This window comes from Bifidobacterium colobi (assembly GCF_018555455.1).
Lineage (GTDB): Bacteria > Actinomycetota > Actinomycetes > Actinomycetales > Bifidobacteriaceae > Bifidobacterium > Bifidobacterium colobi.
The window spans coordinates 43,398-68,174 of sequence record NZ_JAFEJU010000007.1; the positions used below are offsets into that span (position 1 = coordinate 43,398).

The following is a 24,777-nucleotide window of genomic DNA, read 5'->3' on the forward strand; positions in this document are numbered from 1 at the left end:
CCAGCGTGCAGCCAAATTCACAAGAAGTTCATGGGACGCCAGCACACATCAGTGCCTGGACGGCGGTAATCTGATACCACTAACGGGAAGGATTCCTATGTCTTCAAAACTGTTGAGAAATGTTGTACTGGCCGGCGCTGCTGCCGCGGGTGCCGCAGCGTGGGCGTTGGCGCCGCGAAGCTTCAACGATAAGCGTCGCAACTTCGTGCCGTCCATTCCGGACGTCTGGTATGCGCATCGCGGTTTGCATGATGCCGGCTCCGGCCTTGTGAATCCCAGCGATGTGGATGATTATTCCGGCGACAATCCGGTCAGCGCTGAAGCTGACACGACGAGTCTCGCCATCGCTGAGAATGCGGAATATGTGGCACTCGCTCGTCGTATGGCAATGAAAGCCGGTTATGGCAGCCCGGGTGTGGCCGGTCCGATCGCGCCGGAGAATTCCTTGGCTGCGTTCGCCGCCGCCTGCGAGGCCGGCTATGGCATCGAACTTGATTTGCAGTTGACGCTTGACGGCAAAGTGGTTGTGGTGCACGACGCTGATTTGCTGCGCGTGGCCGGCGACCCGCGTCGCATCGAGGATCTGACCTACGACGAACTGACTCGCATCCCGCTGTTCCCGGGTTCCAAGCCGGGCGATTTGAAGGCCAAGCCGCTGCCCGGTTCCGATGCGAATCCGCCGCTGGTGGTCACGCCGTCTGCCGCGCCGGATGGCTATTACCAGCATGTGCCGCTGTTCTCCGACGTGCTCAAAGTGGTGGCTGGTCGCGCGCCGTTGATTGTGGAATACAAGTTCAGCAACAACAGCGCCTGGGATGCTCGCACTGAGGAACTGATGGAGAAGGGGCACGCGCTGCTGCAGGCGTATGAGGGTCCGTATGTGATCGAGTCCTTCCACCCAGGTGCCGTGAACTGGTACAAGGAACATCATCCGGAGGTGTGCCGCGGACAGCTTAGCTGGCCGGCCAAGCTGGCCAAGGATGGTCCGGTGGAATGGGCTGCGGGTCTGCTGGCCTTCGACTGGATGTCCCGCCCGGACTTCGTGGCGTATGACTGGACCGGTGGTTCATCTCCGCAGGTGCGTTTGGCTCGCGCAATGGGCGCTATGCCGGTCTCCTGGACCGTGCGTAGCAGTGATGAGCTGGCCCAGTGCGACCGGTACTTTGACCGCCATATCTTTGAAGCGTTTGTGCCTGACGCGCAGTGAGCTGCGGTTCCTGCTGCCGTAAACACACTTCCACCGTGTGGTAATTCCCTCACCGTGTGGTAATGCAGAATGGCTTTATTCCGCCAAAATGACGTTATGCTGCTGCTCCGCAAAACCACACGGTGGAGGAATTCCCTCACCGGATTACTTGTGGTAGGGTTCGCCGGCGTTGATTTTGTAGGCGCGGTAGATCTGCTCCAGGAGGATGACGCGCATCAGCTGATGCGGGAATGTCATCTTTGAGAAACTGAGTTTGTAGTCGGCGCGGCGCAGGATCGCATCATCGAGGCCGATGGAACCTCCAATCACCAGCTGAATATGACTGGTGCCGCGCAATCCCAGATCGTTGATTTTGGCGGCCAGTTCTTCGCTGGAAAGTTGTTTGCCATCGATGGCGAGGGCGATGACGTAGGCGTTGTCGCGCAGATGTTTGGCGATACGTTCGCCTTCCTTGGCTTTGATTTGCCGTTCGATGCCTTCAGACGCGTGCTCAGGGGTCTTTTCGTCTGCGACTTCGATGATGTTGAGCTTGCAATAGCGGGAGAGCCGCTTGGAATACTCGTCGATGGCGTCGCGGAGGTAGCGCTCCTTCACGCGGCCCGGCGCAATAATGTCGATTTGCATAAAGTCCTTATAACATGAAGCTCCCCTCAGTCTCACTTCATTCGACAGCTCCCCGTAAAGAGGGGAGCCAAGTGTATGGCTGAGGGGAGCGCTTAGAAAGTCGGTATACAACTCCATCAATCGATGAGATTGAGGAATTGATGAACGTGTGTGTCCTCAAGGCGCACCGAGGGAAGCGGTACAAAGGTACCGCGACTGAGGAGCAACGCTGAGGACACTCCGTTAATCAATTACTCCGTAGAGGCGATCGCCGGCGTCGCCCAATCCCGGCACGATGTAGCACTTGTCGTTGAGCTTCTCGTCAACCGCGCACACCACGACCTTGAAGTCGATAGACGGGTCGATGTGCTCCTCGACGTACTTGATGCCTTCAGGAGCGGCGATGATGTTGATGGCGGTCACGTCTTTGGCGCCGCGCTCAGCGAGGTAATGGGTGGCTGCGACCAGGGTGCCACCGGTGGCGAGCATCGGGTCGATCAGGAAGCACTGGCGGCCGGAAAGGTCGTCGGGCAGACGGTTGGCGTAGGTGATCTGCTGAGTGGGATGCTCTTCGTCGCGCTTCATGCCGAGGAAGCCGACTTCGGCGGTCGGAATCAGGCGGGTCATGCCGTCGAGCATGCCCAGGCCGGCACGTAGCACCGGCACGATGATCGGACGCGGAGATGCAAGCTTCTTGCCGGTCATGGGGGCGACCGGGGTCTCAATCGGAGTGGAGACTACGGAAAGGTCGCGAGTGGCTTCGTAAGCCTCAAGCATCACGAGTTCGGAGACGAGCTCGCGGAAGGTGGACGAGGGGGTGTTCTTGTCGCGCAGCACGGTGAGCTTGTGCTCAACCAGCGGATGATTCAGTACGTGAAGTTCCATAATGCCTAAGCCTAGTCCATGATTGCCGACCCGCCGAATCAGCATTGGCCGGCAATCACATCACAACATCACATGGCGAACGGCTCATAGTAGATGTCGTCCGCGCGCACGCCATGCTTGAACAGCACTGCGCGCACGGCCTCCATCATCGGTTGCGGTCCGGCGATGAGATAGGCGGCACCGGGGCGAAGCATCGGAGCTATGGCTGATTCATCCGCGCGGCCGGTCTGCAGTCGCACGCGCGTGGCCGGCGTGGTGCGGCCGAACTGCTCCAGTTCATTGCGGTAGATGAGTTCGCGTTCGGAGCGTGCGGTGTAGAGGAAGTCGACTGGCCGGTTGCCGTCGGCGTAGGCGGTGAGCACGCCGAGCAGTGGCGTGATGCCGATGCCACCGCCAATCAATACCAGCGGCGTGCGCTGAGGAGTCACAGTCGATGCGCGCCCCTGCTGCACGGCGACTTGGTCAGCCTTGGTGGTTGCGTGACTGTCGTGTTCCTTGATGAACTCGGCGTAGCGGCCGTACGGCGGCACAATGTGCACAGTGTCGCCCGGCTTGAGCGAAGCGATGCGCGCGGTGAAGTCACCGTCGGCGCGGATGGCGAATGCCATCGTGGGGAAGTCAGGGTGTGGCAAGGTAATAGTGCTGCCTGCTGCCGCGGTGGTATTGGTTGCTGCAGCAGTGTGCACAGTCGCGTTGGGTGCCGCGGTATGAGCAATTGCAGCGTTGGCGACTGCAGCATGAGCTGCTGCTGCGGCGAACGAGGCGCTCGCAGTCGCAGGGTAGGAATTGGTGAGCGAGAACGGATGATATTCGCGCATGCCGCGCTTGCCGGGGAAGGCGATGAACGCGAAATCGCCAGGATTCCAGCGGATGCTCGCACCGCCGGTACTGGAATGGCTGCGGACATCCGCATTGCCGGCGATTGTGCGACTACCAACCTTGCCGGCATTGCTGTCCAAAGCCACGGTCAGCTCACTGACGCGCCCGCCCAGCGGTCGTACAGACACTACATGGCCGCGCAAGGCAAAGGCGCGGCGGTTGATGGAGCTCCAAACGTAGTATGCGAACACGATGATCGTGGCCGCGTCGAACAGGAAGATGAATGGCTTGATGGATGCGATGTAATCAATCACATGCACATGAATCACAATCAGCGCAATGGCCACAATGTTGAGCCGATGCAGCCACACGCTCATCTCATGGTGGAATACCTGCTCCAGCGCGCGCTTGATTCGCGCCAGAACCGGCACGCGGGCGGTCAGCCAGCCGGCCATGAACACCAACGACCATACCGCCACCGCCATGAACAGGTATAAGCCAAGGTGACCGGTGAGTCCGATGAGCTCGCCGGCGCCCGGCAGCAGCGCCTGATGTACGAAAGCGAGCACGATGGCCAGGATTGCGAGCACACCATGAATCATGTACATATGCGGCAGTCCGACCGTGCGGTCCACCCAGCGCGGGCGGCAGGCGAGGTATACGGCGGCGAGCATCCAGGTATAGGCGATGACGCCGAGCTCCGCGCCGAACATCGAACTGCTGTAGAGGGCCGGGAATCCGGCGACGAGGGTAGCCAGGAAGGGCAGCGGGATAATGAACAGCACAACCGCCCAAGCTAGGGCGATGTGTGAGGAGATGCGTTTCATGAGTGGTCCTTTGACTCGTGTGTGGTGACGTGTGTGTTGGCGTGTGTTGGCTCGTGTGTGGTGACTCGTGTTGGCTCGTGGTGATGCGCGCGATGGCGCGCTGATACGTGGGCCTGTGCGCGTGCGCTAGTGCATATTAGTGAGTGCCGGGTTCGCCAGTGCTGGGCGCACCGGTGCCGGGTGCGAATTGGGTGACGCTGCCGTCCGGGCGCACGAATACCGCCATCAGACTGGCGCGTGCGGTCGGGTTTGCGCCCACGATACTGCGGAAGGTCTGCTCTCCGGCGCTGATTGCCGCGGTGGCCCACATGTCGGCAAACGTGAGATGGTCGTCCACCACGGTGGCTTGTGCGAGATCATGCGCGCTGCGGGTGATGTGTTCGCCGCGTTTGCTGGTGCCTGAGGTGGCGACAGCGCCGTTGCGTAGGGTGATGGTGCGCAACGTGGCATTGGGGTTGGTGGGATCCTGCACGCCGATGCGCCAAGTGAAATCACTGTTAGGGGCGACTGCGGTTTGGATGTCGCCGCCACCGCCCAAGGCCGCTGCCTCGCATACGCCGGCTTGGATGAGCGGCATCAGGAATCGTTGATGGGCCTGCTCGATGGCCCATCCTTTGACGATGCCGGTTGGATCGTATTGCCCAGCGTGCATCGGATCGAAGTGTCCGTGCGTCAGCTCTTTGGCCTGCTGAGTGAGGGCGTAGATTTCCGCGAAATCGGTGTGCTGCAGTCGGTGGGAGTTCGGCATGCTTGGCTTGCTTGGCTGTGTGTGATGCTGTGAAACACTGTGTGAAACATTGTGTTGGGGATTGGGAGAAACCTGATTGGACAGGACTGATGATTCCTGGCGTGCGGTTTGCTTGTGCGTGGCTTCCTGTCGCGCGGTTTGCTTGTGCGCGAACCGCTGAGTAAGCAGCGCGTTCCAGTCGCCTCGGCGCGCGGCGGCGACTGAAGAGTCGTTGCGGAACGGCGAGAACATGGCTTCGATGTGACGAAGATAGTCGGCAATGTGGGGCGTGACTTCGTCAATCACCGTGGTCAGCTGTGCGGACTGTTCGGCATTGCCGACTATCTGCACGGTGAACGGTACGGTCATCGCATGGATGACGCGCGCTTGGATGACGGTCACGATGGTCCTTTCGATGTTGGATGTGATGCTGTGCTGCTGGCGTGTGCGGCGGGCGCGCTGTGGGCGTTGTGCTGCGCGCGAAGCGGCTTATTTGCCGGCGTTCAGCGACTGGTTGATGGCGTCCTGCAATGAGTTGACGAAGGCTGTGGAGGTTTCGGTGGCACCGGAGACGAACTGGATTTCGGAACTTTGCGCGGCGATGGCGCGTTCGGTGAGTGCCGGAATGGCCTGTGCGTTCACCTGCTGCGAGCGACCGGTGGACGGTGCTTTGATGGTGGAGATGGTGGTGATTTTGCCGCTTTCCACAGTGATCTGCAGCTGCACTTCGCCGTACTGATTTTGAGTGGCGACGCCGGTGTAGGTGCCGTCGGCGAGACCGGAGTCGTTGTTGGAACTGGAGTTATCGGTATCGCTGGAGCTGGAATCCGAATTGGAATCAGCATTGTTGCTGTTGGATTCGGAGCTGGTGGAACCAGTGCTCCCGGATGCGAGGGCAGTGCCGCTGGCGGCTGACTGTTGTGCAAGATGAGGTTTGACGAAGAGCAGGAAGGCGTCGCCGATGATGGCGAGTCCGGCTACTGCGGCGATGATGCCGCGCGTCACTGTTTTCATAGTCGCTCCTGAAATGTTCTGAAAAGTGTTCGTGGTATTCGTGTTCGTAGTGGTCTGTTGCGCGTCGAATAGGTACTGCTCATCGAAACCGCGCGGAATTCCCCGTTGCTAACGACGATATCCGGCTAATGCTGGCGGCAAAGTAAACGATTTCTGAAAGCCTGCTGAAAACCGTGGAGTTTGTGATGTACTTCTCATTGCGCATCCAGCGGTGGGTGCAGAAGAGTGCGCTGACTGATTGGTTGAGGCGTAAAACATGGAATCAACATGGCGTAAAACATGGAATGGAAATGGCGTAAAACATGGAATGGAAATGGCGTAAAACATGGAATGAATTGGGTGTAAAATCGGGAATCGGATGGGTGTAAAACCGGGAAAGCATATTATGAGGCGTTGAAATGGAGATTGCCCGTTGAGTAAGGAGGCCAGACGATGAATGCGTCAGATAATGAGTTCAGTGGCACTTTGTCTAGGTCTGGTTATCGTCCTCGCGTGGTTGATGGCAGACTGACCACATTGTTGAAAGCCTTCGGCGGAGTGGAAATTGTTGGTCCGAAATGGTGCGGGAAAACATGGACGGCTCTTTCGCAAGCGCGAAGCGTCGACCGATTGGATGATAGTGCTACTTTTGCGGCGGCGCAGACAGATCCCATGCTGGTGTTGATGGGTGAAGAACCTCATTTGGTGGACGAATGGCAGGACGTCCCGCAGATTTGGGATGCTGCACGTCGTCATATTGATGACAATGCTAACCATAAAGGGCAATTGATTCTCACAGGTTCGGCTATTCCCAAAGACAGCACAGCTATTCACCACAGTGGTACTGGACGAATCGCTCGTTTGCGTATGTGGCCCATGAGTCTGTCGGAGTCCGGTGACTCGACAGGAGCAATTAGTCTGTCAGGTCTATTTGACGGTTCGTTTCAGCCCGCGGAGCGTGAAACAAGTATCGAAGATATCTCCAGATGGTGCTGCAGAGGCGGATGGCCTGCGAACCTTGGACTGGATGATGAGTTCGCCTTGGAGATACCGGGAGAATATATCAAGAGCGTGTTGGACATCAGTGTGCCGAAGATGAACAAAAGCTCGGCAACTGCACGGACTCTGATGCGTGCACTTGCTGTCAATATTTCGCAAGCGCCAAAATATACAACGCTGGCCGCAGACATGGCATATGGTGATGAGCGTCGTGAACCGGATACCCAGACCGTGAAAAACTATTTGGAAATGCTGAAGGACCTGTATCTTTTGACGGATTTGGAAGGTTGGGAACCACCGTTACGGGCCAAAAGCCGTGTGCGTACCAAGCCTAAGAGGTATTTTGTGGATCCGTCGTTGCCGGCTGCGGTATTGGGCGGTTCCCCGAAAACTCTGATCCGAGATACGCAAACACTTGGTGATTTATTTGAAACACTTTGTATTCGTGACCTCAACGTATACGTGTCGGCTATGCCGGGTGCAGGTAACCGTATTGCGTATTACCGCGATGATAAAGGCTTGGAAGTTGATGTCATCATTGAATTGTCCGATGGGCGTTGGGGGGCTATTGAAATCAAACTCAGCGATCTCAAAGTGACTGAGGAGAATGCGGATAAGCTTATGGCGTTTCGCCGGAAAATATGCGGTAATCCCATGGCGCAGATCCGTGAACCAGAATTCATGATGTTCCTCACCGGTCGCGGCAGTAAAGCTTATCGCCGCAACGACGGTATTCTAGTGGTACCAATTGCGACCTTGGGGGCCTGAGTGAGGCGGTAGCCGAGCGAGGGTGATGTTGGGTCTCGCCGTAGGCGAGTCCTTAATTGCTGGACCGGAGGGGTTCGCGGCCCTTGCGCAGTGCATTAAAGAGAGTGTGAAGCGTCGGACCGCGAAAGCGCCTGTCGGCGCAAGGGCCGCTCGCGGCGGCAAAAAATGGAGCCCGGGGCTTAAGCACGGCCCGACGCGAATCCCTAGTATAGCGAGAGGGTACGTCGGGCGCGCCGGAATAGGATACTGTTTATCGGCGGCTTTGCCGTAGCTGCTCCCCTCGTCTGCCTTCAGCAGACAGCTCCCTCGTCAGAGGGAGCCGAGATCACGTTGCACTACTCCAGTCGTCCGCGACGCCACAGGTGCGCGCCCTGCTCGAACGTGCGCGCGGTGGCCATCAGATTCGCCGACGTGTGCAGCAGGCGAGCCGTACGCGTGGCAGGATGCGTTGCGTTCGGCGCTGCTGCGCCGTTGCCGGTATGTTTCGCTGTCAGTTCATCACCAGCAGAACCGGCAATAGAACCGGCGGCCGCAGTCGCACTTCGTTTGGCTGCCACGCGCAACCCAAGCGCCACCACATCGGTAAACGCGGCAGCGCGCTCCAATGCCACGGCGAAATCGCCCACAAATGCACCGGAAAGAATCGAATCGGCAAGCCGCACAATATCATCCTCAGTAGGTGCCTGATCCACGCCGGCGATTGCCGAAGCCGTAGTGGCCACCGGCTCTCCCAGCCGCCAAAGCTGTGCAATCGAATCACGATTGTTGCGCATCCAAGTGCGCAGCATATAGAGCCGCCACAGCACCCCCGGCAATGAATCCGGTTCAGCGTCACTCCACAGTTCCGCTATCTCATCCACGCCAACCGTTTCCACCAACGTGAGCACGCGCTGCACGACTTCCGGATCCTCGCTGTGCCGCACGCGATCGAGCAATGCCGCAGCAGACAGGTGACTCATTTCGCTGATGGCCTGCGGATCCATGCCGCCAGCCAAGCCGTCAGCCACAGCAGGGTCGAGCTGCGCCGGGCGCGACGGCCTGAGCGAGCCCATGCGAGCAGGGCCGAACGCGGCACCGGCTGCGCGCAGCGAGCCAAAGCCCGGGCCTAATCCGGAACCATGAGCGGAGGCATGCGCGGCGGCTGCAGCGGCCGAGGAGTTGGAGGAATCGGGGTAAGCGGGTCTAGTAGACAAGCGGTTGAACCTTCTGAATATCGATGATTTCCGGGCCATCCGGAGTACTGACAACGAACAATGCTACCGCCGTGCCGGTGGGCATGAAGGGTGTTTTCGCGATAAGTCGCTTGCCGAGCGCCGCAGGCCGGCACATGCCGCGCAAATGCTCGAACATGCCGCCGATTACCGGCCGGTGCATGCAGATCGCCGTGCCTTGCTCGCGTTCCAGAGCGAAATCGATTTCGCTCAACAGGCATTCCCAAGCGGCTGCGGGATCGCTGGCGAACGCGTCTTCGGTGAGCTCGTCCAACTTCACCATCTCACTGTTGGTTTCCCACGCGAACGTTTCCAACGTTTGCTGGCAGCGAATCCACGGCGAAGTCGCCAGTCGAATCGGATTAAAGCAGGCAAGCTCAGCGTTCAACGCATAGGCTGCTGCGGCGCCGCGCGGCGTAATAGGACGGTTCGCATCCGTGCCTTTCCACAGTTTGCGGGCCTCGGCCTTGCCATGCCGCACGATAATCACCGGCTGAGCCTTCAGCGCACCCTCCTGCACGCGGTCAACGAACAGCGCGAGGATGTCTTTATCCGTGGAATGGGTGAGTTTTTTGCGCGCCTCGAGTGGAGTAAGCCACACGACTTGGTCGATTTCACCTTCGTCCGCACGATGTACCGGACCAAACGCGTGCGTGCGGCGCAGATTGTCGACGGCGCTAATCGGATGCGCCATCCAGAACAGCACATGCTTGCCGTCTTCGGAAATGTTTTTCGTATGCCGATGCTTGGCACCTTCCTCAGCGATGGGGTAGGTGACTTCGCCTAAGTATGCGCCGAGCGCTACGGGCAGGCCGCTTTCCTCGCCCATCTCGCGCACGGCCGCATGCCGGTGCGATTCGTTCGGGTCAAGCTTGCCTTTGGGCCAGCTCCAATCGTCGTACTTTGGCCGGTGCACCACGCACAGTTCGATTTGACTCAGTACGTTGTGCGATGAGTCCGATAGTGACTGCGGATCTATGGTGCCCGGGTCTTGGTGCTCGGTTGTTGATGATGATTGATTGTGGCTGCTGTGCTTTTGTGCAACAGGGCTCTCGGCGGTCTTCCACCGGTAGATGATTCCGCCGGCGGCCTCGGTGACATGCCTCATATTATTGCTACCCATCACTCATTATTGTAGGGCAAAACGGGATGCCGCTACGTAGTTTGTGCGTAGAAAACGACGATGCCCGGCCTCCTGCGGGGGCAGGAAACCGGGCATCAATTGCTATCTGTCCGAGAACCAGTGTAGCAGCGTTTTTGTGTTAGCGTTCACGCGTGATGTGGGGTGTGGGTGTGGGTGGATTCGCTTGGGGGGGGGGAGAGAAGACCGGGGAATGATGGCCATATAGCACGCGGCTCCCCTCGGGGGAGGGGAGCCGGAGTTGCGCGCAACTTACGTGCGCAACTTACGTGCGCGGCTTAGTTGTGAGAGCTGCGGCGGCGGGAGTGCTTGCGAATCAGGTACTCCTGGCTGTCCACCAGCGGACGGCCTTCGTCATCCTTGGTGTGCAGCACATACGTGCCGTCGGGCTGCATATGCCAGCTCACAGTGGAGTCAGCCATCTGCAGATCCACGTACTTGATGAGCTCGTCGATCTGCTCCGGAGCAGTGATGCGCACCAGAGCCTCAACGCGACGGTCGAGGTTGCGGTGCATCAGATCAGCGGAACCGATGTACACTTCCGGGCCGGAGGCCGGGCCTTCGCCGATCTGCGGGCCGTCGGCGTTGCAGAAGGCGTAGATGCGGGAGTGCTCCAGGAAGCGGCCGAGGATCGAGCGCACGCGGATGTTCTCGGAGAGGCCCGGAACGCCCGGCTTCAGGGCGCAGATGCCGCGCTCGACAATGTCGATCTTCACGCCGGCCTGAGAGGCGCGGTACAGAGCATCGATGGTCTTCTCGTCCACAATGGAGTTGACCTTGATCTTGATCCATGCTTCCTTACCAGCGCGGGCAGCATCCTCCTCGCGGCGGATGCGCTGGATGAGACCGGTGCGCACGGTACGCGGAGCGACCAGCAGGCGGTGGAAGCTGGACTTCGGAGCGTAGCCGGACAGCTGGTTGAACAGGCGGGTCAGATCTTGGCCGACCACCGGGTCGCAAGTCAGCAGACCCAGATCGGTGTACAGACGTGCGGTCTTCGGGTTGTAGTTACCGGTACCCACATGGCAGTAGCGGCGCAGGCCATCGGCTTCCTGACGCACGACTTCGATGAGCTTGCAGTGGGTCTTCAGGCCAACGATGCCGTACACCACGTGCACGCCGGCACGTTCAAGCTTACGAGCCCAAGCGATGTTGGCGTCCTCGTCGAAGCGAGCCTTGATCTCCACCAGTGCGAGCACCTGCTTGCCGGCATGGGCGGCATCAATCAGTGCGTCGATGATCGGGGAGTTGGAGCTGGTTCGGTAGAGCGTCTGCTTGATAGCCAGGACCTTAGGATCCGCTGCAGCCTGTGCCAGAAAAGCCTGCACCGAAGTGGAGAAGGAATCGTAGGGGTGATGCAGCAGGATATCGCGCTCGCGGATGGCGGCGAAGATGTCCTGTGCACGGGAGGATTCGACTTCTGCGATCTGACGGTTCGTGGTCGGCACGAACGGGCGGTTCTTCAGGTCCGGACGGTCCACGCTGCCGAGCTCGAAGAGCACGGTCAAGTCCAGCGGGCTGGGCAGACGGTACACCTCGTCCTGGCTCACGCCGAGCTGGTCGGCGAGCAGCTGGGAGAGGAATGGGCTCGTGGTGTCGGTGATCTCAAGGCGAATCGGCGGTCCGAAGCGGCGACGCAGCAGTTCCTTCTCCATGGCGTTGAGCAGGTTCTCAGCGTCATCCTCTTCCACGTCGATGTCTTCGTTACGAGTCACGCGGAAGGAGCGGGCTTCCTTGATGATCATGCCCGGGAACAGGGATTCCAGGTGCGCGGCGATGAGCTTCTCCATGGTGATGAAGCCGTAACGCTCATCCTTGGACTCTTCGTCGGTCATGTCGTCCACCGGCACGAGGCGCGGCAGGTTGCCCGGGATCTTGACGCGGGCGAAGTGGGACTTGCCGGAAGCCGGGTTCTCCACAATCACGGCGAGGTTGATGGAGCCGCCGGAAATGTAGGGGAACGGGTGGGCCGGGTCCACGGCGAGCGGGGTCAGCACGGGGAAGACCTGCTGGCGGTAGTAGCGGGAGAGGCGCTCCTGCTCGGCCGGGGTGAGCTTATCCCAGGTGAGCAGAACGATATGTTCCTTCTCCAGCTCGGGAAGAATGGTGTTGATGGTGTAGTGTGCGTGCTCGTCCTGCAGTCGGTGCGCGGTTTCGCTGATGGCGCGCAGCAGCTGGCGCGGGCTCAGGCCTGCGGCGGAGGGCACGGCGATGCCGGAATCGATGCGGCGCTTCAGGCCTGCTACGCGGACCATGAAGAACTCATCAAGGTTCGAGGCGAAGATTGCGGAGAAGTTGGCGCGCTCAAGCAGCGGCACATCTTCATCTTCTGCTAGCTCGAGTACGCGCTGGTTGAACTTGAGCCAGCTCAGTTCGCGGTCGAAGAAGCGATCCTTGGGAAGCGGGGCTTCGCCTTCCTTATCGACGCGGCGGTCGTTCTTATCGGTTTCGGCAATGTGCTCTGCGATTTGGCTGCGCAGGATTGCCTTTGAGGGTGCGTCAAATATCTGTGCCATAGCTTACATCGTAGGCTTTGGTGTGGCCGGATTCCGGGGTTACGCGCCAGAGTTCAGCTTCCGTTCATGTTGGTGTTGAAGTTGTGTGCAACACGCCGAGGAAAGTGCGGAAGTGAACAGAAAAGAACATCGTACGGGTTCGATTTGCACGCAAATCCACGTTTGCTTGGTTTGATTGAGTTCGATTGAACAGTTGCGATAAAAATCGAACAACCGTGGTGTGCGGCTTGCGGTATTGGAGGGAGATGAATAGATTATGAACTACAAGAACAACTGAACAGAGCAGAGCCCACAAATAGTGTATGGTCACGAGGACTGTTACGTTGGACGGGCATTGGAAAGACTTACCGTTGCAACGATGATGTTGTGCAGAGATTCTGCTCGTGAGGTTGAACTTGTAGAAAAGGCCCACTCCGGTGGGCCTTTTCTTTTTGCCTAGGCGCGCGATGGGGCGCTGTGGCCTGTTCCTGCTCATGGAACAAGCCAACCCGAAAAGTCAAGCACCCGGCCGGATTAACACCCGAACCGTTAATCACACCCCGACATGCAAGACGCCAGTAAGCCTCGCGACCGATTTTAGACACACTTTTCTTTACTTAACCCTCTTATGGTTCCTAGACCCTTATGAACCCCTTATGACCCGGCCTTTACATCACGGCGTCCACGTTTGCACGCGCTTCGACGCGCAGTTACTGCCCGTATCAGGCTGTAAATAGGTAGTAGCTGCGCTTGGTCATGGTTGGCTCGCGCAGTTATTGCCTGTATTGGGGTGCGATCGGCATTATGTACGCGGCGCAACGAAGGCTGCGCATACATAGTGAGGGTTCAGAACCTGTTTTCCTCACTATGTATGCGGCTCGACCGTGATCCCGCATACTTAGTGAGGTTTTGGGCCGTGTTTTCCTCACTATGTATGCGGCGGGTTCGTTGGGACGCATACATAGTGAGGGTTCGAGCCGGTTTTGTCGGTTTTCGCCGTTCTCGCCGGTTTCGTCCATGTTGCGCGCCTGTTTTGCGAGTCTAACCTGCCCGCGCCTGCCGCCTGTCCCAAGATTGCATGTGTACAGTGGAAGCATGACGGAAACACAGCGAGCTCCTGAGGGTTTCAGACCCCGTATCAAGCCGGTGGAAGCCGGGGATGACCGCCCGGTTTCTATTTCCGCGCGACTCGGTCGGCTGCAATTCCACGCGTCCGGCAAATTCCGCGTGCTGCAAGTGGCCGATATTCAGGACGGACCGAAAGTCTCCAAAGACACCGTGCGGCTGATCGCGGCCAGCATTGATGCCACGCGCCCGGATCTGGTGGTGTTCTCCGGCAATCAGATCGCCGGGTTTGATTCGGCTTTCGCTGATACCTTCCGCAAACGCCGGTGGAGTGAGGATACGGCGGCTAGTGCCAGCGCGCTTGAGAAGACCCGGGAATTGGTGCGCAAGGCGATCGGCCAGTTTGTGGCGCCACTTGAGGCGCGCAAAGTGCCGTGGGCGGTGACTTACGGCAATCACGATTTCCAGTGCGGCCTGAGCAATGCTGAGCTTGACTCCATCTACCGCGAATTTCCCGGCTGCATCAACGCCGCGGATACGCTGCTGCCTGATCAGACCATATACGCTTGCGAACCGGGTACATTGGCGCTCCCGGTGAAGGATGTGGAAGGTCAGCGCAATGTGCTGGGTTTGGTGATACTTGATTCCGGCGATTATGCGCACGGCGGCGGTTTCGGTGTGCCTTCTGAGAAAGCGTTTGATTTTCTGCGCCGTGTGCCGGGATTGCTGAACAACCAGGACGGCGATGTCGTGCGTTCGATGGTGTTCCAGCACATGCCGCTGCCGGAGTATTACCAGGTGCTGCAGTCGGTTCCGTCCAATACCGCGTATGCGATGCAGGGTTACCGCGATCATGCGGACACCTATTACATTCTTGATGAGCAGCACACCCAGTTGGGCGGCTATCTGGGGGAGGGTATCTCCTGCCCGGATCAGTCGGATGAGTTTGCGATACTGCGCGATAGCGGCGGCTACTTTGCCGTGGCTGCTGGCCATGACCATCGCAATGGTTTCGTGGGGGAGTATGAGGGAATTACTGTGATCGCAACCCCAACCTGCGGGTTCAATACGTATGGTCCGGCGCCGGCAAAGAGGGCTACGCGCCTAATTGAATTCGATATTCGTCACCCGTATGAGCCGCGCACGCAGCTGCTGGAGTTCGGTGAGCTGGTGGGCAAGCCAAGCTCCAAGCAGGCATACACTTACGCGGTGAATCAGGCCACGCCCGGTGAGGGGGAGGGTGACGATCTGCTGCGCAAGCCGTCGCTGTGGAGCCAGCTGACCGGGTTGTTCAAGTAAACAAGGAATCGGCCTTTAGCCGCTGCGAGTTTTCTGCAGCTAACGCTGCTTTTCTTCTCTCCACCACCCGCTTCGCAGGAGCCCCCTCGTCAGAGGAGGCCGTAAACCATGGCTCCCTCTGACGAGGGAGCTGCCGAACGAAGTGAGATTGAGGGAGACTGAGGGAGAGAAGAGCAGCAGATGCAATACCTACGGAAGAATACAGCGTCGGCTGAAGACCGATTTCTTATTGACGCTCGGTGCGTTAGCGAACAGCCTTGACCAGCGCTTCGGTCAGGTACTTGCCGGCGGCCATGACCAGCGGCGCGTAACGGCGGCCGGGAGCGGCGCCCATACGACCGGTCGGGCCGGAGATGGAAATGGCGGCGATCACCTGGCCGGAAGCGTTGCGGATTGGCGCGGAGATGGAGCACACGCCTTCTTCGCGCTCGTTCACGGACTCGGACCAGCCGCGCTTGCGCACAGCGGCCAGCTTGGTGGCGGTGAACTTGGCGTGGCGCAGACCCTGATGCAGACGCTCGGAATCCTCCCATGCGAGCAGGATCTGGGCGGCGGAGCCCGCTTCCATAGACAGCATGGCACCCACCGGAATCGAATCGCGCAAGCCGGAGACGCGCTCCACGGCGGCGATGCACACGCGCTGGTCGCCCTGACGGCGGTAGATCTGCGCGGATTCACCGGTACGGTCGAGCAGAGTCTGCAGAATCGGGCCGGCGGCAGTCAACAGGCGATCTTCGCCGGCAGCTGCAGCAAGCTCGGCAAAGCGGGAGCCGAGTACAAAACGACCGTGCTGGTCGCGCAATACAAAGCGGTGACGTTCAAGTGCGATGGCCAGTCGGTGCGCGGTCGGGCGAGCGAGCCCAGTGGCAGCTACGAGCTGGCCGAGCGTGGACGGGCCGGACTCCAGGGCGTCGAGAATCTTCACGGTTTTATCAAGTACGCCGACACCGGAGTGGATTTCGCCGTCGTTCGCAGCGGTGTTTGCAGCTGCGGATGCGGGTGCGGTGGCCGGAGTGGCTTCAAGCGTTTCGGACGCGGCAGTGCCGGTCTCTAATGGTTCTTCTTGGGAATCAGTCATAATACATGCGATTATGCCATCTCACATAGTGAAATACCAAATCGTGGAAGTGTCTCACTTGGTGGTCGCAGTCCAAAACATCATCCACGATGTTAGAAATCGCAGCGAACGAGCAACTCGACACAGTATATAAGGTATCCAAGGACAGCGCGGAGAAAGCGGAAAACAAGTATTAACGCGGTTATCTCAATATCCGGCCTGAGTGAGGCCGACCCCAACGCAACCACATAGGCTTATACCACGAACAAGGCGCGAACACAATACCTCGCGCGGAAAATTTTGGAGGAACACTATGGGAACGACACTGGCCGAGAAGGTCTGGGCCGATCATCTGGTGCGCAAGGGCGGCGACGGCGCTCCCGATCTGCTGTACATCGATTTGATGCTCATGCACGAGGTCACCAGCCCGCAGGCATTCGAAGGCCTGCGTTTGGCCGGCCGTAAGCCGCGCCACGTCGATCAGCTCATCGCCACCGAGGATCACAACACCCCAACCGTGGATATCGATCGACCGAATCCAGACAAGACGAGCGCACTGCAGCTCACCACGCTGGAGAAGAATTGCAAGGAATTCGGCGTGCGACTGCACCCGCTGGGCGATGCCGATCAGGGCATTGTGCATGCGTTCGCCCCGATTCTGGGTTTGACTCAGCCGGGCATGACCATCGTGTGCGGTGATTCGCATACCTCCACGCATGGTGCGTTCGGTGCTTTGGCGTTCGGCATCGGTACCTCCGAAGTCGAACATGTGATGGCTACACAGACGCTGAGCTTGAAGCCGTTCAAGACCATGGCCATCAACGTCAACGGCAAGCTGCCGGCCGACGCCACCGCCAAGGACATCATTCTGGCGATCATCGCCAAGATCGGTACCGGTGGCGGTCAGGGTTACGTGATCGAATACCGCGGCGAGGCCATCCGCAACCTCACCATGGACGAGCGCATGACCGTGTGCAACATGTCCATCGAGGCTGGTGCTCGCGCCGGCATGATTGCGCCGGATGAAACCACGTTCGAATACCTGAAGGGTCGCCCGCATGCGCCGGAAGGTGAGCTGTGGGATAAGGCCGTGGCCTACTGGAAGACGCTGAAGACCGATGACGATGCGGTGTTCGACAAGGTGGTTGATATTGACGCCACCAAGCTTGGGCCTTATGTGACCTGGGGCACCAACCCCGGTCAAGGTCTGCCGATTACCGCCGATGTGCCGGATCCGGCCAAGATCGCCGACGCCACCGAGCGCTCCGCCGCCGAGCGCGCAATCAAGTACATGGGTCTGAAGCCCGGCATGCCGATCAAGGACATCGCCGTGGATACCGTGTTCATCGGCTCCTGCACCAACGGCCGCATCGACGATCTGCGTCAGGCCGCCGCGATTATGAAGGGTCATCACAAGGCCGATTCGATTCACCGCGTGCTGGTCGTGCCGGCATCCTCCCGCGTGCGTCTGGAAGCGGAGAAGGAAGGCCTTGACAAGGTGTTCAAGGACTTCGGTGCCGAATGGCGTAACGCCGGCTGCTCGATGTGCCTGGGCATGAACCCGGACAAGCTGGTGCCGAACGAGCGCTCGATTTCGACCTCGAACCGTAACTTCGAAGGCCGCCAGGGCAAGGGCTCGCGCACGCATCTGGCCTCTCCGGCTGTTGCCGCCGCCACCGCCATCCGCGGTACGATTTCCAGCCCGGCTGATCTGTAAAGGACTGTAATTATGGAAAAACTCACTACTTTGACCGGCGTTGGTGTGCCGCTGCGCCGCTCCAATGTGGATACTGATCAGATTATTCCGGCCGTGTTCTTGAAGCGCGTGACCAAGTCCGGCTTCGATGACGCTCTGTTCTACGCATGGCGCCGCGACCCGAACTTTGTGCTCAACCAGCCGGAGTATGCCGGCAAGGGTCAGATTCTGGTGGCCGGCCCGGAGTTCGGCATTGGCTCCTCCCGTGAGCACGCCGTGTGGGCGTTGCATGATTATGGATTCCGCGTGGTGATCGCCCCGAGCTTCGCCGATATCTTCTACGGCAACACCGCCAAGAACGGTGTGCTGGCCGCGATTATGCCGCAGGAATCCGTCGAGCTGCTGTGGAAGCTGCTCGAAGAGGAACCCGGCCGCGAAATGACGGTTTCTCTGGAAACCCGCACCGTGACCTGCGGTGACGTGACCCTGCCGTTCGAAGTGAACGACTACACCCGTTGGCGTTTGATGAACGGCTACGACGACATCGACCTGACGCTGCAGCACGAGGACGATATCGCCGCCTACGAGAAGATGCGCGCCGAAAAGTTCCCGTTCAAGCCCAAGACCATCCCCGCCAAGCACTGGCCCGAAGAGCAGATCCAGTCCGCTCGCGAGCCGGAGACTTCGGATTGGGCCGGACCATTAGCTGATCGCGGCATTATCTGATTGTCGTCAGCGAATACATGAGTAAGGCTCCCTATTGGGAGCCTTACTTGTAGGTGAGTAATGCCACAGCGTTGTGGCGGAATTCGACATGTTTCTTATACCTTCCCGCGCCTATACTTAGCTTCTGTATACGTACTACTGTGCGCGGAGAGGTTCAAGGCCGTGCACGTACCCGAAGAGGGGAAGAGGGAACATGTCTACCAACATGGTCAAAAAAGCTTTAGGGGGGGGTATTGCGGCGCTGATTAGCGCGGCAATGCTGTTCTGCACCCTGCCCGCCCAGGCTGCGACCGGCACATGGAATTCGTTGTCTGACACGGAGAAGAAGTCATCCTACGGCTACTTCGTCTGGAAGTCCGAGAATGCGACAGATGCCGATGAAAAAGCTACTGCAGCTGATGCGGCTAATCTACTCAAAACTGCACCTTTCAAGGACTTAACCAACATTGGCGCCGCGGACGATGCGACTTCCTTGGATAATATGAAGGTCGCTATTGAGCAGATTATTTCTATCAATAATTTCCGTTCTTCTTTGAAGAATGAACCATGCCGTACTGATTTGCCTCAGGGGAATCCAGCTCGCGCATGCGATGATAATGGGAATGGTCTGACTCCGCTAAAGATTACTGATAAGATGATGGCTGCGTCGCAGTCCAACGTCAATTACTCATCGCGTCATTGGGGCCATGCTGCGAACAACGGCCAGAGTTGGAATTTCGCGCTGGAAAACTTGTACACTGGTTCTGTTTATGCGCCGTGGACTTCTGACAATCAGTCCGCCGCGGTCAAAAACTGGTATTCAGAAATTACTAATTACGATGATCACCCGCTGGATTGCAAATCATCTCAGCAGATAGGTCATTACCGCACGTTGACTAATAAAATCTGTGTGACCGATGAAACCAAGGTCCAGGTCCTTCCGTTTTCTACTACGGGTTTGGCAATCGCTAGGCGTGCCAATTTCAATGGAAACAATTACGCAAACGGTATGACCGAATCTCAAGTGTATGGCGGCATGCAGTGGCAAGGTTCATCAGGATATGAGTATGATGCCTCCGACTATCTGGATGATTTCAATGCATATGCTTCTCAGTTGAAGACCATCACTGGGGTGACGAATCCCGCTGATGTGACTGTGGAATCCGGTACTGCGAAGCCAACCGACCAGCTGACGACCGAAGTGGCCGTCACGTATGATGACAACACTACGGGCACCGCCAAGGTCACGTGGAAGATTCCGGATGACTGGAATGCCGATCTCAAGGCTCACACCATCAAGCTGACCGGTACGGTTGAGGGCACTACCAAGACCGTTACGCTGAACCTCAACGTCAAGGCTGCCAAGGCTACCGCCGCAACGTTCAAGGGCACCACTAATACCGAGACTTCCGTAACTACGGAAGCCGGTACTGCACCGAACTTGCCGAAGACCGCGACCGTGACCTGGTCAAACGGCAGCACTTCTGACGAAACCATCAATTGGGGCTCCAGCCAGGATTACAAAAAGCCAGGCACCTACTACGATCTCAAGGGAACCGTCGAGGGCTTCACGCTCACCGCACATGTGACCGTAAACAAGGCCACCATCACCAAGGTCGATCAGCCGGAAGCCACAACCGTCAGCAAGGGCGCCACGCCGACCATCCCGACCACCGTCAAGGTGCACTGGTCCTACGGCGACCCGACCGATGAGACCATCACTTGGGATGCTAATGCCGACCCGAAGAAGGCCTCCTTCAATACCGTCGGTTCTCAGACCTTCACCGGTACTGCAGCAGGCCAGAAGGTCACTTGGAAGGTAACCGTTGTGGAAACGAAGGTTACCAAGGCTTACGATCCGGTTCCGATGACTACCGAAGCTGGCGTTGACCCAACCTCCGAGCTGCCCAGCAAGGTTCAGGCTGACCTTGATAATGGCCAGGAGAAGCAGAGTGTATCCGTTGTGTGGGATACTCTGCCGGAGACCTGGAAGAGCTACAAGGGCGGCACCATCAAGCTGAAGGGTACCGTGAACGGCCAGGCCGACCAGACCGTGACTCTTACCATCACCGTAAAGCACGCCACCATTCAGGATCAGACGCTCGCAGGCATTTCCGTGCCCGCTGGTGTGGACCCCACCAGCAAGCTACCTGAGACAGTGACCATCACCTGGTCCCACAACACCGGTACGCAAGACAACGTGAAGGTTGCCTGGAACAAGATTGACGCCTCCGCATACCAGCAGGCTGGTTCCTTTACCGCCACCGGTACGGTGACCGAGGACGGTCAGACCGGCAAGGTTTCCGTGCCGGTGACCGTCACCTATCCGGTTGCAGTCTCCGCTGAGGCAACCAGCAAGTCCGTGGACACCATCGCCACGAACGAACCTGTCCTGAGCGGCGTGAACGCCACCGTACAGTACACGAATGGCACCACGACCACCAACAAGGTGAAGTGGGAATCTATCGCTGCTGCCAAGTACGCCGAAGATCAGGCTGGCAAGTCCTTCGAAGTAACCGGTACTGTGCTCAAGGAAGCTGCGACCACCAAGTCTGTCAAGGCTCGCGCGGCCGCCGATGAGCTGACCGATGCCAATGACAATGCGCTGACCGTCAAGGTCACCGTGAATGTTACGGCGCGTAAGATCACCGCCGTGACGCCGTCTACCGACAAGATCTCCGTCGACACTGCCAAGAACACCGATCCGACACCGACTCCGACTGGCAAGGTGACCGTGACTTGGAACGACAAGAAGACCGGAGATCGCACGGTGAACCTGACCCTGCCGAAGGACTGGAACAAGGGCATCGACGAGCACACGGTAACCGCCACTGGTACCGTGGACGGCTGGACCGATCCTGTTCCGTTCACAGTGACCGTGAACGCAGCCAAGGCCGAAAGCGTTGCTCCAATCAAGGCCATCGCCACCACGGCCAAGATTGTGCCCACGCTGCCGGAAGCCGCAACCGTGACCTGGAGCAACGGTGAGACCACCGAGGAAAGTGTGACGTGGACCAAGCCGGCCGACACCGCCTATGACACGGTCGGTCAGGATGTGACCGTCAAGGGCACTGTGGCCGGTCTCGATACTCAAGTCACTGTGCACGTGGTTGCCGCCACCATCACGAGCGTCGACAACCCCGCCGGCCCGTTCACCACGAGCGCCGGCAAGGCTCCGACCACACTGCCGTCTACTGTGAACGCCCACTGGTCCAACAAGACCGAATCCAGCGTTGCCGTGGTCTGGGACACCAAGTCCGTGGACTTCTCCAACCGCTCCGGCAAGGACAAGACCGTGACCGTGGAAGGTACGGTTCAGGGTTGGAATCAGAAGGTGGAAGCTAAGGTGACCGTGGCCAGTGCCAAGGTGACCGCAGCCACCGTTGATGGCGATACCACCGTCAAGACCGATTCTGGCACTGCTCCGAAGCTGCCCGAAAACGCCAAGCTCACTTGGGATGACGGTGGTGCACAAACCACGGCCAAGATCAACTGGGCCAAGTTCGACGGCTACAAGAACCGTGACGGCGATACCTTCACCGTCCACGGCGACGTGGACGGCTGGGCGAACGGCGTGGACGTGACCGTTGAAGTTGCTCCCGCCACCCCGATCAAGGTGGAACAGGACAAGTTCCCGGTAAGCGTCGAGGTCGGCGGCAAGCTGACCCTGCCCGCACAGGTGAACGTGATCTGGTCCAACAACGACAAGGTGCCCACCACTGTGGCATGGGATACCTACGATGCCAAGCTGCTGACCAAGGCCGGCACCTTCACCGTGAACGGTACCGTGACCCCCAAGCAGGGCACTGAGTACCAGGTGACTGCCACGGTGACCGTCACCGCCAAGAAGCAGGACAACACCACCAAGCCCGGCCAGAACACCACCGAGAACGCCAAGAACAACCTGAGCAACACCGGCTCCAGCGTGGCCATCATCGCTGTAGTCGCCCTGCTGCTCGTGGCTGTGGCGGTCACGGTACTGGCTATCGCCAAGCGCCAGCACGACTGATGCGCTGACAGTATCAGTCGCTGATTGCTGCTGATATGACTCAAAGGCCTTCCGGTTTCTGCCGGAAGGCCTTTTTGCATGATGCGGTGAGTTTGCATTGCACCGTGCCTGATTGATGCGAGTCGGTGCATCGGATATCAGACACAGGGCGAATAAATGTCAACATTTATGGACATAGTCACACAATGTTCAGAAACGGGGAATAGGTTGAGCATATGACTATGAATGGGCAGCAGCCGCAACCGGCACCGGGACAACAGCCGGCATCATCATCGCAGACTTATCAGGCGCAGGGGCAGCCAACAGAGTTTGCGAATCCGCAGATGCCGGGCAATAGTAATCCTTTGCATAATGCTCCCGACAATCTCGAAGACGACGCGACCATACTGTTGCACTATGAACCGCACGCCTTTGCATCGCCGCAAACCATGCCATTGCCGCCCGTTCCCATGGCACCAGCGCCGCAGCATCCGTTCCGTGTGCAGTCGTACACAGCACCTGTGCAAGTGCCGCAGCCTATCGTGCAACCTGCGCCGCCAGCACAATCGCCAGTACAGCAGTTTGCGCAGTCGCAGCCGACAGCACAGTCACAGTTTGCTCAGTCGCAGAACAATCCGACTCAGGTGCCATCTCAGGCTGGACCACAATCAGCTGTGTCGCAATCAAACTTGTCGTATGCGGCTCCGCGCCCGATGCCGCAGCCGGTTGCTCAGTCAGTTGTGCCGCAGCCATCGCAGTCAACCATTGTGCAGTCAACCATTGCGCAGCCGCAGCCAGTGCAGCTGCAGTCAGCGCAGCCGCAGCCAGTACAGGCGTATCAGCCAAATGCGGCTGCTCAGCCGGTCATTCAACCGTCGCAAACCGCACAGCAATACCGGTCGTATGCGTCGCCCCAGCCGTATGCACAACCTCAGCCGGTTGCCCAACAGCCGCAGTCATATGCCACCCAGCCTCAGCAATACGCGACTCAGACCGCGCGGCCGTATGCGCAGTCGCAACCAGTGCAGCAGTACGGTGCGCAATCGTATGTTGCACAACCATATGTTGCACAGCCTCAGCCGTATGTCGCAGCGCAAGTGCGTCCGCCGGTCGTCATGGTCAGTCCACGGCAAGCATGGAAGACCTGGCGCCGCCGGGTAGTGAATCGCGCGATGGGACTTGCCTTCATCTACGAAAGTCTCATGTATGTCGGTGGTTTCGCGCTCATGATATTCGTAGAGCTGTTTTCCCTGCGCTGGTTGGATGGACCGGATGGGGGAGAAGGTTTCATCAGCCTCGCCGGAGTGGCCGCGGCCATGGGATTCCTGCTCATCATGCGTCACCGCGACATTCTGACCCGTGAATTCTGGCTTGGTGGACCGCATACGGACACCTACGGCGAGCCGAACCAGCTCGGACGCATAAGCCAATACGGCGGCGGGCGAATGCGGCCGCAATGGTTTCTGGTGTTCATCATGCTCGGCATGGGCGTGCAGAGCATAGTTTCGCTGGCGCAAATCGGGCTCGCGCTGATCGGCGGCGGATTGAGCTCGCCCACATCCGAAGCGATTAGCGACAGTTCCAACACCGTGTCCATGTGGCTGTACGTTGGTGTGGCCGCGCCGATTTGCGAGGAAGTCATATTCCGTGGCGTGCTGATGAAGGAGCTCAAGCCGCTCGGCAAGAACTTCGCCATCGTGACCTCGGCATTCGCCTTCGGACTGTTCCACGACGACTTCGTGCAAGGCACGTTCGCCTTCCTGTTCGGCCTGATTCTGGGTTTTGTGGCTATGGAATACTCGCTGGTGTGGTCGATTGCGCTGCACGCGTTCAACAATGCGATTCTTTCCGGTGTGATTGATACATGGTTCGCTGGCCAGCTCAACGATACGCAGTACACGGTGTACGTGATTGTGCTGACTGCGGTTGGCGTGATCGGTGCGACGGTGGCGCTGGCGGTGTACGGGCGTGGTTTGAAGCAGTACCGTATGCAGAACCGTAGTATTCCGGACACGTATGCGGGATGGTCGTCGCCGGTGTTCATTGCGTTCGTGGTGGCCAATATTCTGCTGACGATTGTGCTGTTGGTGCTGTATGTAGCGTAGGCGCGTGTGGTTGAGGGCTGAGACGGCTGAACGTCCGACGGCGTTGTTGAGTATTTGCGGTGATAACCGTGTTCTTCGGCTGGTCTGACGCATATTGGGTATGACCTGTACGTGACTTGTGCTTGACTGAAGGTTTTTCAACGTTGACTGACGGTTTTATAACGGAATTTGTTATAAAACCGTCAGT

At 58.6% G+C, this 24,777-nt stretch carries 16 protein-coding genes and 1 pseudogene; 8 read left to right on the top strand and 9 right to left on the bottom strand.

The window, feature by feature from the left end:
* The first annotated feature begins 97 nt into the window (after window positions 1-97).
* Entirely contained in the window at window positions 98-1,207 is a 1,110-nt protein-coding gene (locus JS530_RS09150) for a glycerophosphodiester phosphodiesterase family protein (RefSeq protein ID WP_214376860.1), read from the top strand.
* A gap of 144 nt (window positions 1,208-1,351) precedes the next feature.
* On the opposite strand, the gene rlmH is transcribed toward JS530_RS09150, so the two are convergent.
* The 5 genes from rlmH to JS530_RS09175 form a co-directional block, all read right to left on the bottom strand.
* Complete coding sequence (gene rlmH / locus JS530_RS09155; protein WP_214376861.1) at window positions 1,352-1,831, bottom strand: 23S rRNA (pseudouridine(1915)-N(3))-methyltransferase RlmH; 480 nt, start codon at window positions 1,829-1,831, stop codon at window positions 1,352-1,354.
* 222 nt (window positions 1,832-2,053) lie between these two features.
* Window positions 2,054-2,695, bottom strand: a complete 642-nt coding sequence (gene upp, locus JS530_RS09160) for a uracil phosphoribosyltransferase (protein WP_214376862.1) — start codon at window positions 2,693-2,695, stop codon at window positions 2,054-2,056.
* A gap of 68 nt (window positions 2,696-2,763) precedes the next feature.
* A complete protein-coding gene (locus tag JS530_RS09165) occupies window positions 2,764-4,341 on the bottom strand; it encodes a ferric reductase-like transmembrane domain-containing protein (protein ID WP_214376863.1) in 1,578 nt (525 codons plus the stop codon).
* A 136-nt stretch (window positions 4,342-4,477) separates the two neighbouring features.
* On the bottom strand, window positions 4,478-5,470 hold the full coding sequence (locus JS530_RS09170) for an FAD:protein FMN transferase (protein WP_214376864.1): 993 nt from the start codon (window positions 5,468-5,470) through the stop codon (window positions 4,478-4,480).
* 87 nt (window positions 5,471-5,557) lie between these two features.
* The gene (locus tag JS530_RS09175) at window positions 5,558-6,082 is read right to left on the bottom strand and encodes an FMN-binding protein (RefSeq protein ID WP_214376865.1); all 525 of its coding nucleotides are present in this window, start codon (window positions 6,080-6,082) and stop codon (window positions 5,558-5,560) included.
* Between the two features lie 432 nt (window positions 6,083-6,514).
* On the opposite strand from JS530_RS09175, the gene JS530_RS09180 reads away from it, so the two are divergent.
* Complete coding sequence (locus JS530_RS09180) at window positions 6,515-7,828, top strand: ATP-binding protein (RefSeq protein WP_214376866.1); 1,314 nt, start codon at window positions 6,515-6,517, stop codon at window positions 7,826-7,828.
* A 335-nt stretch (window positions 7,829-8,163) separates the two neighbouring features.
* Here JS530_RS09180 and JS530_RS09185 read toward each other — a convergent pair whose 3' ends face one another.
* From JS530_RS09185 to JS530_RS09195, 3 genes are all read right to left on the bottom strand, one after another.
* Window positions 8,164-9,021, bottom strand: coding sequence for a hypothetical protein (locus tag JS530_RS09185; RefSeq protein ID WP_214376867.1), 858 nt, complete (start codon window positions 9,019-9,021; stop codon window positions 8,164-8,166).
* Complete coding sequence (locus JS530_RS09190; protein ID WP_214376868.1) at window positions 9,011-10,162, bottom strand: NUDIX hydrolase; 1,152 nt, start codon at window positions 10,160-10,162, stop codon at window positions 9,011-9,013. Before JS530_RS09190 ends, JS530_RS09185 begins: the two co-directional genes overlap by 11 nt.
* A 296-nt stretch (window positions 10,163-10,458) precedes the next feature.
* Window positions 10,459-12,696 (bottom strand): RNA degradosome polyphosphate kinase, encoded by a 2,238-nt coding sequence (locus JS530_RS09195; RefSeq protein WP_214376869.1) that lies wholly within the window; start codon window positions 12,694-12,696, stop codon window positions 10,459-10,461.
* A gap of 1,074 nt (window positions 12,697-13,770) precedes the next feature.
* On the opposite strand from JS530_RS09195, the gene JS530_RS09200 reads away from it, so the two are divergent.
* Window positions 13,771-15,039, top strand: a complete 1,269-nt coding sequence (locus JS530_RS09200) for a metallophosphoesterase family protein (RefSeq protein ID WP_214376870.1) — start codon at window positions 13,771-13,773, stop codon at window positions 15,037-15,039.
* A gap of 244 nt (window positions 15,040-15,283) precedes the next feature.
* Here the strand turns inward: JS530_RS09200 and JS530_RS09205 are convergent, their stop codons facing one another.
* Window positions 15,284-16,117, bottom strand: a complete 834-nt coding sequence (locus JS530_RS09205; RefSeq protein WP_217625488.1) for an IclR family transcriptional regulator — start codon at window positions 16,115-16,117, stop codon at window positions 15,284-15,286.
* A 292-nt stretch (window positions 16,118-16,409) separates the two neighbouring features.
* Here JS530_RS09205 and leuC point away from each other — a divergent pair, with 292 nt between their 5' ends.
* The 5 genes and pseudogenes from leuC (at window position 16,410) to JS530_RS10840 (ending at window position 24,590) form a co-directional block, all read left to right on the top strand.
* Window positions 16,410-17,813, top strand: coding sequence for a 3-isopropylmalate dehydratase large subunit (gene leuC / locus JS530_RS09210; RefSeq protein WP_214376871.1), 1,404 nt, complete (start codon window positions 16,410-16,412; stop codon window positions 17,811-17,813).
* Window positions 17,814-17,825: 12 nt separating this feature from the next.
* Window positions 17,826-18,518 (top strand): 3-isopropylmalate dehydratase small subunit, encoded by a 693-nt coding sequence (leuD, locus tag JS530_RS09215; protein WP_152210167.1) that lies wholly within the window; start codon window positions 17,826-17,828, stop codon window positions 18,516-18,518.
* 481 nt (window positions 18,519-18,999) lie between these two features.
* A pseudogene (locus JS530_RS11115) lies at window positions 19,000-19,386 on the top strand (CAP domain-containing protein); the annotation flags it as partial.
* A 120-nt stretch (window positions 19,387-19,506) separates the two neighbouring features.
* A complete protein-coding gene (locus tag JS530_RS09220) occupies window positions 19,507-22,506 on the top strand; it encodes an Ig-like domain-containing protein (RefSeq protein ID WP_240541173.1) in 3,000 nt (999 codons plus the stop codon).
* 215 nt (window positions 22,507-22,721) lie between these two features.
* The gene (locus tag JS530_RS10840; RefSeq protein WP_240541174.1) at window positions 22,722-24,590 is read left to right on the top strand and encodes a CPBP family intramembrane glutamic endopeptidase; all 1,869 of its coding nucleotides are present in this window, start codon (window positions 22,722-22,724) and stop codon (window positions 24,588-24,590) included.
* Window positions 24,591-24,777 lie beyond the last annotated feature (187 nt).

What these genes read in the sequence shown, in the direction of transcription:
- JS530_RS09195 (WP_214376869.1), bottom strand. Translation starts at nt 12,696, where the DNA reads ATGGCACAGATATTTGACGCACCCTCAAAGGCAATCCTGCGCAGCCAA.
- JS530_RS09165 (WP_214376863.1), bottom strand. Translation starts at nt 4,341, where the DNA reads ATGAAACGCATCTCCTCACACATCGCCCTAGCTTGGGCGGTTGTGCTG.
- leuD (WP_152210167.1), top strand. Translation starts at nt 17,826, where the DNA reads ATGGAAAAACTCACTACTTTGACCGGCGTTGGTGTGCCGCTGCGCCGC.
- JS530_RS09150 (WP_214376860.1), top strand. Translation starts at nt 98, where the DNA reads ATGTCTTCAAAACTGTTGAGAAATGTTGTACTGGCCGGCGCTGCTGCC.
- rlmH (WP_214376861.1), bottom strand. Translation starts at nt 1,831, where the DNA reads ATGCAAATCGACATTATTGCGCCGGGCCGCGTGAAGGAGCGCTACCTC.
- JS530_RS09180 (WP_214376866.1), top strand. Translation starts at nt 6,515, where the DNA reads ATGAATGCGTCAGATAATGAGTTCAGTGGCACTTTGTCTAGGTCTGGT.
- JS530_RS09200 (WP_214376870.1), top strand. Translation starts at nt 13,771, where the DNA reads ATGACGGAAACACAGCGAGCTCCTGAGGGTTTCAGACCCCGTATCAAG.
- JS530_RS09175 (WP_214376865.1), bottom strand. Translation starts at nt 6,082, where the DNA reads ATGAAAACAGTGACGCGCGGCATCATCGCCGCAGTAGCCGGACTCGCC.
- upp (WP_214376862.1), bottom strand. Translation starts at nt 2,695, where the DNA reads ATGGAACTTCACGTACTGAATCATCCGCTGGTTGAGCACAAGCTCACC.
- JS530_RS10840 (WP_240541174.1), top strand. Translation starts at nt 22,722, where the DNA reads ATGACTATGAATGGGCAGCAGCCGCAACCGGCACCGGGACAACAGCCG.
- JS530_RS09190 (WP_214376868.1), bottom strand. Translation starts at nt 10,162, where the DNA reads ATGGGTAGCAATAATATGAGGCATGTCACCGAGGCCGCCGGCGGAATC.
- JS530_RS09220 (WP_240541173.1), top strand. Translation starts at nt 19,507, where the DNA reads ATGACCGAATCTCAAGTGTATGGCGGCATGCAGTGGCAAGGTTCATCA.
- leuC (WP_214376871.1), top strand. Translation starts at nt 16,410, where the DNA reads ATGGGAACGACACTGGCCGAGAAGGTCTGGGCCGATCATCTGGTGCGC.
- JS530_RS09205 (WP_217625488.1), bottom strand. Translation starts at nt 16,117, where the DNA reads ATGACTGATTCCCAAGAAGAACCATTAGAGACCGGCACTGCCGCGTCC.